Origin of the sequence: Mariniradius sediminis (genome assembly GCF_021491425.1) — a bacterium.
Lineage (GTDB): Bacteria > Bacteroidota > Bacteroidia > Cytophagales > Cyclobacteriaceae > Mariniradius > Mariniradius saccharolyticus.
In genome coordinates this window covers 91,036-108,330 of record NZ_JAKEVZ010000008.1, presented here as the reverse complement: position 1 = coordinate 108,330, position 17,295 = coordinate 91,036, and the positions used below count along the sequence as shown (strand labels likewise).

Here is a 17,295-nt window from a genome sequence, read left to right as displayed (position 1 = left end):
AGCTAAAAAACAACTCCACTGGTTTTTTTGAGTCAAGGATTTATATTTGGAAACCAAAAACATCAAAACGAGTTTACACATGACAGCAATTACACTGCAAGAGGCCTTTGACCTTACCAAGAGATTTACTTCCAAACCAAGTAACGAGGAATTATTGAAATTGTACAGCCTTTACAAGCAGGCTACCGAAGGAGACAACAACGAAGAAAGGCCAGGTGGATTTGACTTTGTAGCGGCAGCGAAATACAATTCTTGGCTTGCTTTGAAGGGAAAATCCAAAGAAGATGCTGCTTCCGCCTATATCGAATTGGTGAATGGCCTTTCGACAAAATATATGTAATTCCGCAAACAAACCAAGGGTTTTCAGAATATTTGATTAGAAATCCATTCATTTTTTTGATATTATTCTAAAAATATTCCAGATTGATTTGGCGATCAGAATTATTTACCATACCTTTGCACCCGAATTAATCATAAACATTTTTCGAGCCGTGGGTTTCCTTACTGTCGCATGACCGGGATAATTCTAGGAGAGCATGGCGAGAAAAAGTAAGGAAACATTTCATGGAAAAAGAATTATTATTCTCAGACCTTGGGGTTTCGGAAGAAATCCTGAGGGCGGTGGAGGATATGGGCTATACCCATCCCTCACCCATTCAAGCACAAACAATCCCAATGTTGTTGGAAGGCAAAGATGTCATCGGCCAGGCACAAACTGGTACCGGAAAGACAGCGGCATTTGCTATTCCGATCATCGACCAAGTCGATGTGACGCTTTACAAGCCACAAGCACTCATCCTATGCCCTACGAGGGAATTGGCTGTGCAGGTGGAAGGCGAAATCGTCAAATTGTCCAAGTTCAAAAAGGGTCTTTCATCCACTTGTATCTACGGTGGTGACTCTATGGACAGGCAGATTCGGGATCTGAAAAAAGGTGTGCAGGTTGTTGTCGGTACGCCAGGTCGTATCATGGACCACATGGATCGTGGCACGCTTAAACTGGATCACGTTGGCATCATCGTATTGGATGAGGCGGATGAGATGTTGGACATGGGCTTCAGGGAAGACATCGAAAGCATTCTCAGCGATTGTCCTGAGGAAAGACAAACCGTCTTCTTCTCAGCGACCATGCCCAAGCCAATTTTGGATTTGACAAAAAAATACCAAAACGATCCCGAGATTGTCAAGGTATTGAAGAAAGAGTTGACAGTAGAAAATATCTCTCAGGTATACTACGAGGTAAAACCATCCTTGAAACTGGAATTGATGTCCAGATTGATGAACCTCAATCAGTTTAACCTGAGCGTGGTTTTCTGTAATACCAAAAGAATCACCGACGAAGTCACCGAGGAATTGATGGCAAGGGGAATCCAGGCAGAAGCACTGCACGGTGACCTTTCCCAGGCGCAACGCTCCAAAGTGATGGGCAAATTCAGAAAAGGTCATGTTTCTGTATTGGTTGCCACAGACGTAGCAGCTAGAGGTATCGATGTCAATGATGTGGAGGCTGTATTCAACTACGATTTGCCTTTGGACGAAGAAAACTACGTACATAGGATCGGTAGAACAGGCCGCGCAGGCAAATCCGGAACAGCCATTAGCTTCGTGACCGGTAGAAGAGACATGCAGAAGCTGAAGGATCTCGAAAGGTTTATCAAGACCAACATCAATAGGATGGATCCGCCATCAGTAGCTGACTTGGTAGAATTGAAAAAAGCAGCTTTGATTAAAGAGGTTTATCAGCAACTTGCCAAAGAAGAAGACAATAGCTTCTATGAAGAGGCAATCGGACAAATGTTGGCAGAAGGCCTCAGCTTAGAACAAGTTGTACTTGGTCTTGCCAAAATCCAAATGGCCGATGCAGTCCACGAAATGGAAGAACAAAACTTTGACTTGGATCTCGGAAGGGACCGTGACAGAGGTGGACGTGAGAGAGGTGGACGTGAGAGAGACCGTGACAGGGATTTCGGTCGTGGCAGGGAAAGAGAACGTGGTGGAAGATTCGAAAGAGGTAGCAGATTCGAAAGAGGTGACAGACCTGAAAGAGGAGAGAGATTTGAAAGAGGTGAAAGGTCCGAAAGAGGATCTAGGTTTGAAAGAAGCGATCGTTCTTCAGACAGGGCACCACGTGACAAAGGCGTGCGTGAACCGGGTATGGAGCGTCTTTTCCTCAATATCGGAAAGAAAGACCGCGTACGACCAAACGACATCGTCGGGGCCATCGCAGGTGAGACCGGTATCCCAGGAAAGAGCATCGGAGGAATCGACATCTTTGACAACTTCTCCTTTGTGGACGTCCCTTCCAAAGATGCAGAGCACGTAATCAAAGTGATGCGAAACAATACTATCAAAGGAAAATCCGTAAACATGGAGATTTCCAAACCATAAGTCAAAAGAATTTAGGTTAGTTAGTTTATAAAGGTTAATAAAAAGCGCAGTTCCAAGTGGACTGCGTTTTTTTTGCACTTAGATGAAAGAACCCACTAAGGAGATTCTACCGGGTTCCATGTTGCCTGGTCATCGCCTTTCTCCGAGGATGCCCGCAGGTCTTAATTCATGCCTTCTCTTTAAACCATAACCTTCGATCGCGTATTTTTTGATATGGGTCTCCATTTCCTCGACCGAATCAGTCAATAGGAACAAGTCCAAATCCGACTTGTTGATGGTGCCATATTCCGCCATGTGACGGATATAATCGTAAAGGTGCTCATGAAAATCGCTGCACATCAGCACGATCGGAAATCGCCTCATTACCTTTGTCTGGATAAGCGTCAGTGCTTCAAAAAACTCATCCAAGGTACCAAATCCACCCGGCATTACCACAAATGCATAACTATACTTGGATAGGAGAACTTTGCGCACGAAGAAGTATTTGAAGTTCATCCATTTGTCCAGGTAAGGATTGGGGTGCTGCTCAAATGGTAAGATGATATTACAACCGATTGATTTTCCCCCCACATTTTTTGCTCCCCTGTTGGCTGCTTCCATGATTCCGGGACCACCACCGGTCATGACAGCAAAACCCATTCTGCTGATCCTCTCTCCCACGTCTACCGCCAATTGATAAAACTTGTCTGATTCCTCAAAACGCGCTGAGCCAAAAACCGTAACACATGGACCCACAAAGTGCAGCATCCGGAATCCTCGGACAAACTCCAAAAGCACTTTGACCAAAAACTTAAACTCCTTCCAACGCGTCTGCGGACCTGCGAAAAACTCCTCTTCCTCTGGGTTTACCAAAGGCGAAAAGCCTTTAAAATGTTCTTTAATCATGGTGATTTAAGCAAATTATTGATGTTGATAAATCGTCTGTATTAAAATCCGAAGCATTCACTTTCCTGTTTCCACCAAATGTATAGGACACACTTCCAGCTGTTGCATGGATCGTTTTCATTGCCTTATTCCCGGCAAATCCCTACTTCAACTTATATCCCAAGTTGAAAACGATACCATAATCGTAATTGTTACTGCTTCCTGCAAGGGATGCATTATCAAAGCTTGAGTAAAATTGAATTCCAAGATTAAGGTTGGAAATTACTTCCCAGTTAATCCTCGTTTCACCATCAAAACGTTTTCTTCCGTCCTGATTGATGCCAAAATACATGCCCGAGGTAAAAGAAATCTGAATATTGGGTGCAGAATAGTGAAAATAATTCATTGAAAATTGAACGGGAAATTCATACAAGCTCCCGCTGGAATTTTCCTCCAGGTCTCTCTCCTGATTCGTTACCAAGCCGGACACCAAAACACCCTGAAGGTTGTTTTTCAAAAGCAGCCGCCTACCTATTCCCAAACCCTGCTGGAACCTTCGATCTAGACCCAACTCGATATTTCGCTGGTAATTCAACAACAAACCGGTCAACCAAACTTCATCCAAATCATAGAAGCCGTTAAGAAGTATACCTTCCCGGTCCCGAGTCTTGTCCCCCTGGTTATTGGTGAATATTGATGATGCAGTCAATGCAACGTTAAACTTGTTTTCCGTGAATTTAAGGTTCACGTCGATGTTTCTTCTACCAATATCACTCGATTTGGTATAGGAATATCCAAAGGAAATCGTACCCTTTATTTTTTTCAAAAACCGGTTTTCCAGTACCCTCAGCTCATAAATGTCAGCAATCTGGTAGGCTTTTTCTTCGAGAGAGTTGTCTATGATTACTTCCCCGTAAGTATTAGAGGGCTTAAGTACACCGTAGTAGAAGTTTTTGTCAATTGTTTCAATACGGAAGGTCCTTGAACCCGCACTGATGGTTTTGATTTTGTGGTAACGGACATTCTGTACATTCAAGTCAGCATCGTCAAACTCGATGATGCCCAGTGTGATCGCCAAAAGTCTGCCAATCATTACTTGGCCGTTGCGAAGATGAAGCGTATCACGTTCTTGTGCAGATGCCTCCACAGCGATCCATTGAAACACAAATACAAGAAAAATCAACCGAATCTTTTGTAGCATGTAAAATTTGAACGTACCCGTTCACCAAAAATAGCTGAATGTTGGTAAATTCAACATTCATTTAACCTGTTAAAAAAAACCAAAACCATGAGACCCCCAATTCGACTACTTGCAGCCTTTCCAATTGTCATTTTTATTCTGATGGTATCCTGTGCCCCCAACACCAAAATCATCGGATCATGGAAGTCCCCAGAACTTGGCACAAAGACGTTCAAGGATATTTTCATCCTAGGACTTTCGGACAATTTCATCAACAGAAAAACCTTTGAGGAAGACATGGCGATCATTTTGAAGGAAAAAGGCGTCAAAAGTACGGCCAGCGTCGATGCAATCGGCCCCGGTACTGCCATTCAACAAAAGAACGCGGAGCATATCGAAGAAATCATCAAAAAAGGAAGCAGTGATGCCATCATGACCATGGGACTTATAGACCAAACGTCAGAAACCAGGTATGTGCAAGGTTCTGCGTACCCAATGGCGGGATATGGCTTCCGCGGATACTACGGATATTATGGTGGAATGGCCTATACGCCGGGTTATTATGCCACCGACAAGTCCTACTTTGTGGAAATCAAATTGTTTGACCTCTCAACCGGGACAATGGTCTGGTCTGCACAGTCAGAGACCGTCAACCCATCCAATTTGGAATCCGCGGCAATGACCTTCTCCAGAGTGGTCGTGGATAGGATGATCAAAGATGGGGTCATAGCGGGAACGAAATAATTTTCAGTTCAATAAAAGGCTCGCCAAAATCGCGGGCCTTTTTCTTTTTTTGTCCCAAATCCCGTTAAGCTTTCTGCCCATGTCTCCTAAAAGCTACCAAAAGTATGAACCGAAGACATTTTCATAAAATAGCCCTGTTGGCATCTGCGGGTGCACTGACAGGGATTCCAACACTTGCTTCAAATTCAAGGCTTCGAATCGGAGTGCCTCTGTTCGAAAAATATGACAGCCCGGAAGCCTGGGTCCAAATCCTACAAAAACTTGGTTGCCGTGCTGCCTACTGTCCCGTTGGACTAGACGCGGACATATCGACGATCAAATCCTACGAAAAAGCGGCCAAACAGGCGGATATAGTGATTTCGGAGGTTGGTGCCTGGTCCAATCCACTGAGCCCCGATAAGGCGACTGCAGATGCTGCTTTTGAAAAATGCGTGCGCTCCCTGCAGCTGGCAGAGGAGATTGGCGCAAACTGCTGCGTCAATATCGCCGGATCAAGGCACAAAGAAAACTGGTCCGGCCCCCACGAGGAGAATTTTTCCGAAGATACATTTGACCAAATCGTCGAAGTCACCCGAAAAATTATAGATGAGGTCAATCCAAAACGGACCTTCTTTACCTTAGAGGCAATGCCGTGGATATTTCCCGAGTCAGCCGATTCCTATCTTCAACTGCTCAAGGCTATAGATAGAAAGGCCTTTGCAGTGCACCTCGATCCGGTCAACATGGTCACAAGTCCCGCTATTTTCTACAAGAACGGAGATTTGATCAAGGAATGTTTTGCCAAACTTGGCCCCCATATCAAAAGCTGCCATGCCAAAGACCTCGTGCTCAAGCAAAGAACATTCATGCCCCAATTTGAAGAAGTCAGGCCGGGCTTGGGAAAAATGGACTATCGGGTTTTTGTGGCTGAATTGAGAAAACTCCCTGAAGTTCCATTGATGCTTGAACATCTACAGAGCGCAGAAGAATACCGGGAAGGGATGACGTTTATCTCGGAAATCGCAGCTTCTTGATGAATCAAGATCATTTCGTGACCGAAATCAGGTTCTCTAGAATTGTAACCTCTGTCACACATCATTAAAATATTTGCAAAAATTTTCCTTTAAGATTGTCAATAAGCTTACATTTGATGTTGCTAACTGTAATAAATGAAACAGAGGCCGTCGATAAGGATTGAAAAGATGAATGACCATATAGTCTTTCATACACTTTTCTTTTTGTGCCTTTCTCTTGGGTTGTTTTTTGGGGCCCAATCACACCAATTGGAAATAGGAAATGATGGGTTCCAATTCCTTAACAGTACCGAAATATCCTCCGAGCACGCAACTATTTCCGACCCTAGCAGCATTGAGTCCGCGACGGTAGAAAGCGAAGAGAAAGAAAAAAAAGAGGAAAAAGAGTCTGAATCGGAAACAAATGGTTCTGATATATTTTTTGCCACTGCAAGTAAAGGATTTCCGATCAGTATCTTCGGAGGCAGTCTATCAGACACAAATGGGCAATTCCTATCCTATTCCAGGGTTAAATTGTATCTACTTTTTCACTGTCTGAAGTCCGACTTGGGTTGATTTTTTAAACCGACTTCATACTTCAGATTGGGCCATATGCCCTCTCCCTTTCATTTATTTCATTCCCAAACAAATGAATTCCAAGACTTCATTTGACCTGCATCATGTTCTACATGAACTGGGTCATTATTTACCTGCGCAATCCCCGCTGAAGGATTTTGTGCACCACAACACACTCCATGCCTTTCAGGATTTGCCATTCCACATGGCCTTGCAAATCGCGTCGGAAACCTTTGGCTACAAGGTTTATTGGGATCTGGAAAAATTCCAAGACCTGTACCACAAAGGCAAAATCCAGCCGGCCATACTTGAAAGGGCAATTCGCGAAAAGATGGGCGAAGACCAGCTCGGACGCTGGAAACAACTTATGCTGGAAAGCCCCGTCCAAGAATATCCAAAACCGACCATCGGCCAGTTTCGAAAACAATGGCGCAAAGCCTACAACCTCAATCTCGACAAAGAAGTCCATCAGACCTTGTTTAGGCTAGTGAGTAGTTATCTGGACCAGGGGATTGCGATTTGGAAATTTCCAGCTGGAAATGGAGGGCTTCTTACTTCATTCAGAAAACTCGAGGAAGGCAGCTTTACGGCTTGTCTAAAAAGTTCACGGGCAAGGAACCTGCTATTTGATCCCAAAACCAAACTGCAGGACCTCTTGGCCATATTGGTCGGTAAAGAGGAGCGCTATGCCCAATATCTGTTTGACCAGCAATTTGCCCATCCAGGCTGGTCGGGCATGGTAGCAGTATTGGAGCATCAGCCCCAATCCCTTTTGGACAAGAAGAAGGTTTCGCTCCACGACCTGATTTTCCTAGAGTCCCTTTTGGAAATAGACGCACTCGACAGAAGAAGAAACGGCACTTGGACGCCGCTTGGACTTCATGTGGAGGACAGTTTTCCGGGATTATTCAAAGAATTCCAGCCAAGCGAATGGTTTACCATGCTTTCACTATGGCAGGAGGCTTTGGAATGGAGCTATTTTGACCAAGTCATCAAAGGCTTGCAGATTAAGCCAAAAACCAATGGTGTTAAGAATCAAAAGAGCTTTCAGGCAGTCTTGTGCATAGATGATCGCGAATGTTCCATTCGCAGATACATCGAACGGTTTGCTCCCGATAGTGAGACATTTGGAACAGCAGGCTTTTTCAATTTGCCCTTTTACTTCCAACCGGAGCACGGCAAGTTCATGACCAAAGTCTGTCCCGCACCCGTAACGCCAAAGCATGTCATCAAGGAAACCGAAGCCAAAATCCGTCACGAGAAGGACGCACATTTCAGCAAGCATTCAAAAGGCATTTTCGGCGGCTGGGCCATTTCCCAGACGATGGGATTTTGGTCTGCTATCAAAATGGCAAAGAACATCCTGAGGCCGGGAGAGACACCTGCGATGGTGTCATCCTTCAAGCACATGGACCCGAAAGGCAAACTGAGTATCGAATGCAAAAATCCTGATCACCACCACGGACTGCAAGTGGGCTTTACCCTGGAGGAGATGACCACGAGTCTGGAAGGCATGCTAAAGAGTATTGGCTTGGTCAAGGATTTCGCTCCATTCATCTATATCATCGGGCACGGTGCCAGCAGTGTCAACAATACCCACTATGCGGGTTACGATTGCGGGGCATGCAGTGGCAGGTCAGGTTCGGTCAATGCCCGTGTGGTAGCTACGATTGGCAACAATCCCGAGGTCAGAGATCAGCTTCGACTTCGCGGAATCGACATTCCCGAAAGCACAAGGTTTGTTGGCGGACTGCACGATACTACCCGGGATGAGATGGAGTTTTACGATCTGGATCAACTCGAAATGGATTCGAAACTTATCCATGAGCGAAACCAGTCGATATTTGAAATTGCCTTGAATTACAATGCAAAGGAACGTTCCCGAAGGTTTCATACCATAGATTCCACGCAGGATGCCGAAAAAATCCATGAACAGGTGAAATTGAGGGCGCTCTCGCTATTTGAGCCGCGTCCAGAGTGGAACCACGCTACCAATGCCCTCTGTGTCGTGGGAAAAAGGGCCAACAATAAGCATCTTTTTCTCGACAAACGTGCATTTCTAAATTCCTATGACCACGAGATTGATCCCGACGGGCAATACCTCCTGGGTATTCTGAAAGCCGTTGCTCCCGTCTGTGGAGGCATCAACTTGGAATACTATTTTTCCAAAGTCGACAACCATATGCTTGGTGCCGGAAGCAAACTGCCACACAATGTCATGGGATTGGTCGGAGTAGCCAATGGTATGGATGGCGACCTCAGGACTGGCTTGCCACTCCAAATGATCAATATCCATGACCCGCTTAGGATATTGATAACAGTGGAGCACTATCCGGAGGTGCTGATGAAGACCATCCAAGCTCATGAACCTACTTTCCAATGGTTTGCCAATGAATGGGTACGGCTAGCCTGTATCCATCCGGATACCAAAGAGGCATTCGTATTGAAGGAAGGTGAATTGATACCCTATGTGCCAATCACCGATAAGATCGAAAAGGCTCAGGATATGGACAAGATCCTCGAAGCGACATCCGAAAACCTACCCGTTTACTTACTGGCCTAAAGCATGGAAAACCAATTGATCATCAGCTCATTTGTCCTGATTCCACTATTTGGATTCCTGGCTTCGCTTCTGATTGGGTCGGGAAATGAAAATGGATTTTCCCGTCTGGCTGTCGGAATGGTAAGTGTTCACCTGCTAGTCATTGTCGTCTTCACAATTGGATGGGTCCTCGGTGGGCGAAACCCGATCAATATCCCAGAACTGGTGATATACGACAATGGGAGCTACAGATTTCTCATCGATTTGTATTTCGATGGAATTACAGCGGTTTATCTCTTCGTCGGAGCGTTTGTGACGTTTCTGATTACCCGATACAGCAGGTTTTACCTCCATATGGAAGATGGCTACAAGCGGTTTTTCAACACCGTCCTGTTCTTCTACCTGGCCTATAACCTGACAGTCCTCGCAGGAAATTTTGAAACCCTCTTTGTAGGCTGGGAAATGTTGGGAATATCGTCTTTCCTCCTGATCGCATTCTACAGGGAAAGATACCTACCGGTGAGGAATGCAGTAAAGGTGTTTTCGATCTACCGGATTGGTGATATCGGAATCATCCTGGCGATGTGGGCTAGCCATCACCTTTGGCATGAAAACATCAACTTCATCACGCTACTCAACGAAGAAACGGTCAACGAACATATCGCGGAACACAGTGGAATTGGCCTGTTCATTGCCGTTTGTCTCTTGCTTGCGGCAGCGGCCAAATCAGCCCAGTTGCCGTTTTCTTCTTGGCTGCCCAGGGCAATGGAAGGGCCAACACCATCATCTGCGATTTTCTACGGCTCCCTGTCAGTTCATTTCGGGGTATTCCTGCTTCTGAGAACTTTTCCATACTGGGAAAACCAGCTTACGGCAAGAATCCTCATCGGAGCCGTCGGTCTGGCCACTACGCTCGTGGCCTATCCCATTGCTCGGGTCCAATCCACGATTAAAACCCAAATCGCCTACGCGTCGATCGCGCAGATCGGGTTGATGTTTGTCGAAGTGGCGCTGGGTTGGCATGTCTTGGCGCTGATCCACTTTGCGGGAAATGCCTTCCTGCGCACCTACCAATTGTTGGTATCTCCGTCGGTCGTGGCCTATATGATCCGGGATCAGTTTTACCATTTCCAGCCAAAAGAAATCAGCTTGGAGGACACCTTCCCCAAAAGGTTGGAATACAGCCTTTATATCCTGTCGCTCAAGGAATGGAATCTGGACAGGTTCTTCAATCGGTATGTCTTCCATCCGATCAAAAAGATCGGTCGAAAACTCGACTTCCTGACACCCCGGAACCTCCTTCTCTACTTCCTGCCGATTTATGGACTGGGCTTGGTGCTATACTTCAATCAAGAATGGATTCCTGTCCAGGTTCGCCACTATGTCCCCGGGCTGTTTTCATTTATTGGAATGATGCTGGTGTTCAAGGCATTTTCCGAAAGGAATTATCCACGTCTAGCGCTGATGCTTGTCATGGCCAACCATTTCTGGATCGCGCTCGGGGTATCGTTCAATGAGACCTTTGACTTCAGCCAAACGCTCATCTACCTCAGCGGTGTGTCGATTGCCGGAACTTTGGGATACTGGCTGCTGGACCAAGTCAGGAAAAAAGAGCCCGACCACTTTGACTTGAACCAATACTACGGCCATGGCAGCCGATTCCCAAAGTACGGGCTGTTTTTCCTGCTTACCGCCCTTGGCGTTATGGGCTTCCCGATCAGCCCGACATTTATCGGACTCGATCTGATTTACAGCCATATCCACGAGGACCAATACCTGCTGGCCTCATTTGCAGCGATTAGCTTTATTCTTGGTGGAATAGCGTTGATCCGGATTTATGCCCGGGTTTTCTTGGGCCCTCATATCAAAAATTATCATCAAAAAGCACTTCCATCTTCTTAATCATTATGAAGACTTCAAAACACGCTATCCCCTCGACTGGTCTCGCCGGTCTCAAAGAAAACTGGAAAGCTGATCTTACTTCGGGCTTTCTGGTATTTCTGATTGCTCTGCCTCTTTGCCTGGGTATTTCCATGGCATCGGGATTTCCGCCTGTGGCGGGAATCTTCACAGCCATCATTGGTGGCCTATTGGTCAGTTTCCTAGGTGGTTCACAACTCACGATCAAAGGACCTGCGGCCGGCCTGATCGTTATTGCAATCGGCGCTGTCACCGAACTTGGCCAAGGAGATGCCATGTTGGGTTATCGACTCACGCTGGCAGTGATCGTGATCGCTGGCATCATCCAAATCGTCTTTGGCTGGATCAAATCCGGCGTATTGGCCGACTTTTTCCCTTCGGCTGCTGTGCACGGCATGCTGGCGGCGATTGGTATCATCATCATCGCGAAGCAGCTTTTCACACTCATTGGGGCAAAAGCAACTGGACAAGAGACCTTGGAACTTCTGGCGGAAATTCCCCAAGCATTTGGCGAAATGAACCCCGACATTGCCATCATCGGATTCGTGAGCTTGGCGATCATGTTTCTTTTTCCATTGTTCAAAAACAAATACCTCAAAATGCTGCCTGCGCCGCTGATCGTCATTCTGGTAGCGATTCCGCTGGGTATCTATTTTGACCTAGAGCACGAGCACAAGTACCTTTTCCTTGATGGACATGAATACACGATCGGGCCGAAATTTCTCGTCACCTTGCCTGACAATCTACTCAGTGCCATCACGTTTCCGGACTTCTCCCAAATCCTGAGCGGCACTTCGATTAAATACATCATCATGTTTGCGCTAGTAGGCAGCTTGGAATCTTTGCTAAGCACTAAGGCAATCGACGGCTTGGATCCCTACAAGCGCAAGTCTAACATGAATAAAGACTTGGTCGGAGTTGGGATTGGAAATACCCTGGCTGGCTTTATCGGAGGCTTACCGATGATCTCGGAAATCGTGAGAAGCTCTTCCAACATCAACAATGGTGGAAAAACGGCATGGTCCAACTTCTTCCATGGTGTTTTCCTGTTGGTTTTTGTGGCTTTTTTCCCAAACCTTATCCACCAAATCCCCTTGGCGGCACTTGCAGCCATGCTTATCTATACGGGATTTAGGTTGGCGTCCCCCAAGGAATTCTACAAGACCTACCAGATCGGCAAAGGGCAGCTCGCGATATTTCTGGTAACGATTTTGGTCACTTTGGCGACCGATTTGTTAGTCGGAATAGCAGTCGGGATTACCACCAAGATCATTTTCCATTTATACAATGGACTGCCACTGAAGCACGTTTTCAAGCCGCTATTTACGGTTCAGGTCAAGGATGATGTGTATACCGTAGATGTATTTCACTCCGCTGTTTTCTCCAACTACATCAAATTGAAAAAATCGCTTGATGCACTTCCCAGAAAAAAGACAATAAATATCGACTTCACCAATGCCAATTTAGTCGACCATACTGTGATGGAAAACCTCCACCACTATCAGCATGAGTATGAACATGACGGCGGAAAATTCACGCTATGCGGAATGGGACATTTGAAGAAAAGTTCAAGTCATGAATTGGCATCCAGAAAACTCAAAAAAACGGCCCACGCATGAATTTCCCACCGATGGGTTCGCTAACGGAATTTCTGGAAAGCATTGAAACCAACACACTGATCATCAGTTCACATCATTGGCCGCGCGGCATAGACTTTAGTTGCGGAGGAAAAACAAGTCTGCTAACCGTATTTGACCTCAATCTTGAGGCCGCGGGGATATTTACCCTCCATCAGATTGCCGCGGCGATTGACTTGTTTGACTGCGGGGAAATTGTCCTCTTTGGACATTTTCCGGGCAAGTTGCGCGATGAATGCTTGCAGGAAAGGATTTGGGACGACTATACCGTTGACGCCTTGGCTGGCATGTCCAAGGGTGCACAGGGCGACGGGTTCTCGATCCGCTCTGAGAAACTGGTTCAGGCGGCAGTATTTCTCCAAGTCCAGTACCAATACCTCAAATTTTTCCTCGACCGAAGCAAATGGAAAGATCCGGGAAAAAAGCCTTCTCTCCATACCATGATCTTGGGTGAGGACGAGATAGTCTATCCGCTAGAGGAAATCGAAAAAGAAAATGTCAAGCTGCCGATTAACTATGTATTAAATTAAATCCGGCTCTGATTCCGCTGGATTCAACACTGATGTCAAAAAAAGAAATAGGAGTCAAATTCGATTCCCCCGCAAGTTGAACATTTGCCAATTACAAGTACCAGCACTATGGAACACTAACCCCTCCGGATGTTCTGGAGGGGTTTTTTATTTATCTTAATCATGTAGCAGATTCTACTTCAATTGTGGCCGGTTTTCAGGTTTGAAAAACGATAAACACAAAAAAATGCGGACTAGTCTCTAGACATGGTTTCCACATAGCGCTTGAAGTTGTCCATAATCGCCTGCCAGCCAGCACGCTGGAGCTCCTCGGAATGCATGGATTCTGGATCGAAGGTCTCAATGACCAAGGTCATCCCATCTTGTACTTCAAACGAAATCGAGACTTCCCTCCCATCCGCCATCGTGTAGCGGATCAACTCACCGGGGATAACTTCATCATATACGCCTTCGAAATCAAAGCTCATGCTGCCGTCCTTTGCGGACATTGTAGAGGAAAACTTACCCCCGGTCCTGAGGTCATTGCTGGCCTTGGGGCAATGCCAATCTTCGGAGGCCTGGTTCCATTGCGTAACATGTTCAGGTCCGGTCCAATAATCCCAGACTTTTTGAAGTGGCGCGGCTATGCTTGCCTGTACGGTAATCGGTGATTTTTTCATGGTTTATGCATCTAAAAGTTTTTGGATATCAAATTTCTTCATTTTCAAAAAGGCTTCAATTACCCTGCCGGAGCGCTCAGGGTCTGCCATCAGCTGGGAAAGCACCGCCGGCACCACCTGCCAAGAAATACCATACTCATCCTGAAGCCAACCGCATTGTTCGTACCTTCCCCCCTCACCCAGCTTTTCCCAATAATGATCGATCTCGGCTTGGGTTTCGCACTCGACAACCATCGAATTTCCCGGACTGAAATCAAACTCCTCGGGACGCGTACTACTCATGGCGTTGAAGATAAAGCCGGCCAATCTGAACTGGGCAAACAACAAAGTCCCTTCCGGTAGGCCAGCCGCTGGCGGGTACGGCGCCTCCATCAATATGCGTGAATTGGGAAAAATCGACACGAACCTGTCCATGGCCTTCTTTACCATACCCATCTTTCGATTGGCAAAAAGGAAGCAAGGCACAATCTTCTGGGAAGATTTGATATCCTCGACGTCCAATTGCCAACTTACCCCAAACCTGTCCTGGACAAATGCATACCTTGGAGACCAATCATACTTGTCCAATGGCATCAGCACTTGGCCATTTTCACTCAGTGCGGCATACAGCCTATCTATTTCCTCCGTTCCGTTGCAATAGACAAAGTAAGAAACGGCTGTTGTCTTCTGGTACATCGGTCCCCCATTGAGCCCCATGATTTTTGTCCCCATGATTTCGAAAGTCGTCGCCATAGGACTCTGTTCTAGCAAGCGCCCCTGTTTGAAAAGACCGCAGTAAAACTCAGCGGCTTCGCCCGCTTCTTTGTCAAACCAAAGGCAGGGGTAAATCTTAGGTGATTCGGCTTGCTCGACTACATCTTTCAGGGCCTTGAGTGCCCTCGGCCACATTTCCTGCATCATTTCCCAATAGCTCTCATCCATATCCAACTCGACACGGAAACGGGTCTTTCCATCGCCGATTTCTTCCAAAAAATAATTCTCGTAACTGGGAAACAAGGCTCTTACAGCCTCTGACTGCGTATCTTCGAAACCATCCTGCACATAGCCCAAGTGGCGAATAGAGATGAATCTCGGAAAATCAGACTCGGCAATCTCGGCCACCATCCCTCCAATACTTCCTTTATCGTCTTGACCCAAAAACAGGATTTTGTTGCCTTTATTCCATCCGCCTTCAAAATAGGATGTCGGGTGAAATTCCCGGGTCCATGCCCGGTATTTGTGCGGATCGACAACCGCATCCCAAACCGATGCTGCTGGGGCAACGATTTGGATCTCATGGCTCATTTTCTTCATAGGGTTTAGTTTGTGGTTTAATTTGTTTTATGCGGAAGGACGAGTCCCTCTAAAATCCTATTTCAACTCTTCGGTCAAGATCGCCAAAGCGGTCTTGATTCCCTCTTTATAATTACCCAAGCGGATATTTTCATTGGGGCCGTGCTGGTTGTTGTCCGAATTGACCGTAACTACCGTCACTGCCGGAATCTGTAAGGCATCCACAAAAGGCGCTATTGGCAGAGACCCTCCTGATATTCGATTCTTGATGGGTTCTTTCCCGAAGGCTCGGATATAGGCGTTATTCAACATTTTCCCCGGCGCTGAATCAAAGGGCGTTCGAAAGGCTTTGTACGAGATTGTCCCCTGCCACTTGACCAATTTGGGGTATTTCTGTCTTTCCACATCGGTCGGATCTTGGTCCAAAATGTGATACCCTTGTTGTTGGATATGCTTCCTTATCAAGGCAAAAAGCCGCTCTGGGTCGCTCTCGGGGACAAGCCGCACATCGATTTCAGCAAGCGCTGTGGATGGGACAATCGTCCTTGCCTCTTTTCCAACCCCTCCGGAATACAGTCCCCGAATATTCAATGACGGATACTGCAATGACTCCTGATACGTGGCGCCTACCTTGTCGGTGGAACCAATTCCAAGGGATTTCTTGACCGTCTCTGCGTCATGAGGTACCGCAGCCAAGATTCTTTTCTCTTCTTCTGTCAAAGAAATACCGTCATAAAAACCGGGAATCACAACCCTCCCGGCATCGTCCTTCATACTACTGAGCAATTGAGAAAGTCTGAAGGCCGGATTGGGCGCATAGTTGCCGTAGTGACCGCTGTGTTGATCGTTGCGCGGCCCATATACGGTCAGCGTAATTTCGGCGATTCCCCGTGCACCAAAGGTCAAGGTTGGCTCGTTGGATATATGACGGGGACCGTCCATGATCAACATCATATCAGCCGCAAGTTTTTCTTTATGCATGTTTACAGCGGGCCCGAGGTGCGGAGAACCAATCTCTTCCTCAAAATCCAATATTACCTTTACGTTGAAATTGGGTGATTTCCCTTCCGCCTTCAGCGCATCCCAAGCCGTAAGGAACATCGCCAAGGGTCCTTTGTCATCTGAAGCGGAGCGTGCAAAAATTCTCCACTCTGGATCGAACCCATTGTCCAGCCGACTCATCGGAATGGTTTCCCATTTTCCGACACTGTTTCTCTGTTTTAATACGGGCCCAAAGGGATCTTCCTGGTCCCACTGCTTGGCATTGACAGGCTGTCCATCCACGTGAAAGTAGAACAAAACGGTCTTGGTGGCTTTTGGTACTGACATTTCTGCCAACATCAGCGGAAAACCTGCTGTTTCGAGCCTTTGGGTTTTCCAGCCCCGACTACCGAAGTTCCGTTCACACCATTCTAAATTTGGCCAGAGCTGCTCAGGGATATTGGAATCGTTGGGAATCGAGATCAGGTCATTCAGAATTGCAATGCCGGACTTCAGGTTCTTCTCGGTGACGGTTTCGAGGTCGATGTCCTTTTTCTTTTGGGCAAACACAGAGAGTGAAATCGAAAGGAATACCCCAAGAAACAGGGAAGATATTTTTGAAAGCATGTTGATGAATATTGTTGAAATAGTAGAAAACGCGAGGACGAGTATTAGGCTTTGAAACCCCTATTGAATTTCCAAGTTATCCAAAATCCCCCGAAATCAAACGCGGAATTACATGGAGTTCCAGTGGATTGTGACTGAGGCTGGGGTCCCGTGTCTATTAAATTGATATAAGAGGACTCGCAAACAATAAAATGGTTCACGCAGTGGGCACCGCGAGAAAATCATATCTGCCAAAGGCAACGAAGTATCAGGCGGAAAAACACAGACTACGACCTGAATGAGAAGAGAGTAAACCGGACGAGAAAAATGGCGGATGGACGGGTTGGATTTTTAGAGCTTTAGGTTTAAGTTTAGGTAATCGAAAAATTTCCGCGACTGTTGCT

Annotated in this window: 13 protein-coding genes; 8 read left to right on the top strand and 5 right to left on the bottom strand. The window is 46.4% G+C overall.

Features of this window, described 5'->3' with window-relative positions; all coding sequences use genetic code 11:
- The first annotated feature begins 79 nt into the window (after positions 1-79).
- On the top strand, positions 80-340 hold the full coding sequence (locus L0U89_RS11675; protein WP_234861686.1) for an acyl-CoA-binding protein: 261 nt from the start codon (positions 80-82) through the stop codon (positions 338-340).
- A gap of 224 nt (positions 341-564) precedes the next feature.
- Positions 565-2,388: a DEAD/DEAH box helicase gene (locus L0U89_RS11670; RefSeq protein ID WP_008630635.1), complete on the top strand. Its 1,824-nt coding sequence runs from the start codon at positions 565-567 to the stop codon at positions 2,386-2,388.
- A gap of 129 nt (positions 2,389-2,517) precedes the next feature.
- On the opposite strand, the gene L0U89_RS11665 is transcribed toward L0U89_RS11670, so the two are convergent.
- The gene (locus L0U89_RS11665; RefSeq protein ID WP_234861685.1) at positions 2,518-3,273 is read right to left on the bottom strand and encodes an LOG family protein; all 756 of its coding nucleotides are present in this window, start codon (positions 3,271-3,273) and stop codon (positions 2,518-2,520) included.
- A gap of 142 nt (positions 3,274-3,415) precedes the next feature.
- Positions 3,416-4,453 carry a DUF481 domain-containing protein gene (locus tag L0U89_RS11660; RefSeq protein WP_234861684.1) on the bottom strand — a complete coding sequence of 346 codons (1,038 nt, stop codon included), beginning with the start codon at positions 4,451-4,453 and terminating at the stop codon, positions 3,416-3,418.
- Positions 4,454-4,540: 87 nt separating this feature from the next.
- Here L0U89_RS11660 and L0U89_RS11655 point away from each other — a divergent pair, with 87 nt between their 5' ends.
- From L0U89_RS11655 to L0U89_RS11630, 6 genes are all read left to right on the top strand, one after another.
- Positions 4,541-5,176, top strand: coding sequence for a hypothetical protein (locus tag L0U89_RS11655; protein ID WP_157198605.1), 636 nt, complete (start codon positions 4,541-4,543; stop codon positions 5,174-5,176).
- A 104-nt stretch (positions 5,177-5,280) separates the two neighbouring features.
- A complete protein-coding gene (locus L0U89_RS11650; RefSeq protein ID WP_234861683.1) occupies positions 5,281-6,189 on the top strand; it encodes a sugar phosphate isomerase/epimerase family protein in 909 nt (302 codons plus the stop codon).
- A gap of 628 nt (positions 6,190-6,817) precedes the next feature.
- Positions 6,818-9,307, top strand: coding sequence for a YbcC family protein (locus tag L0U89_RS11645; protein WP_234861682.1), 2,490 nt, complete (start codon positions 6,818-6,820; stop codon positions 9,305-9,307).
- A gap of 3 nt (positions 9,308-9,310) precedes the next feature.
- On the top strand, positions 9,311-11,188 hold the full coding sequence (locus L0U89_RS11640) for a proton-conducting transporter transmembrane domain-containing protein (protein ID WP_234861681.1): 1,878 nt from the start codon (positions 9,311-9,313) through the stop codon (positions 11,186-11,188).
- A 5-nt stretch (positions 11,189-11,193) separates the two neighbouring features.
- Positions 11,194-12,825 (top strand): SulP family inorganic anion transporter, encoded by a 1,632-nt coding sequence (locus L0U89_RS11635; RefSeq protein ID WP_234861680.1) that lies wholly within the window; start codon positions 11,194-11,196, stop codon positions 12,823-12,825.
- Positions 12,822-13,373 carry a hypothetical protein gene (locus L0U89_RS11630; protein ID WP_234861679.1) on the top strand — a complete coding sequence of 184 codons (552 nt, stop codon included), beginning with the start codon at positions 12,822-12,824 and terminating at the stop codon, positions 13,371-13,373. The genes L0U89_RS11635 and L0U89_RS11630 overlap by 4 nt, the downstream gene beginning before the upstream one ends.
- A gap of 233 nt (positions 13,374-13,606) precedes the next feature.
- Here the strand turns inward: L0U89_RS11630 and L0U89_RS11625 are convergent, their stop codons facing one another.
- The 3 genes from L0U89_RS11625 to L0U89_RS11615 are packed head-to-tail and all read right to left on the bottom strand — an operon-like array spanning position 13,607 to position 16,912.
- A complete protein-coding gene (locus tag L0U89_RS11625) occupies positions 13,607-14,032 on the bottom strand; it encodes an SRPBCC family protein (protein WP_234861678.1) in 426 nt (141 codons plus the stop codon).
- 3 nt (positions 14,033-14,035) lie between these two features.
- Positions 14,036-15,325, bottom strand: coding sequence for a VOC family protein (locus tag L0U89_RS11620; RefSeq protein ID WP_234861677.1), 1,290 nt, complete (start codon positions 15,323-15,325; stop codon positions 14,036-14,038).
- Positions 15,326-15,382: 57 nt separating this feature from the next.
- Positions 15,383-16,912, bottom strand: coding sequence for a M20/M25/M40 family metallo-hydrolase (locus L0U89_RS11615; protein WP_234861676.1), 1,530 nt, complete (start codon positions 16,910-16,912; stop codon positions 15,383-15,385).
- Positions 16,913-17,295: the final 383 nt, after the last annotated feature.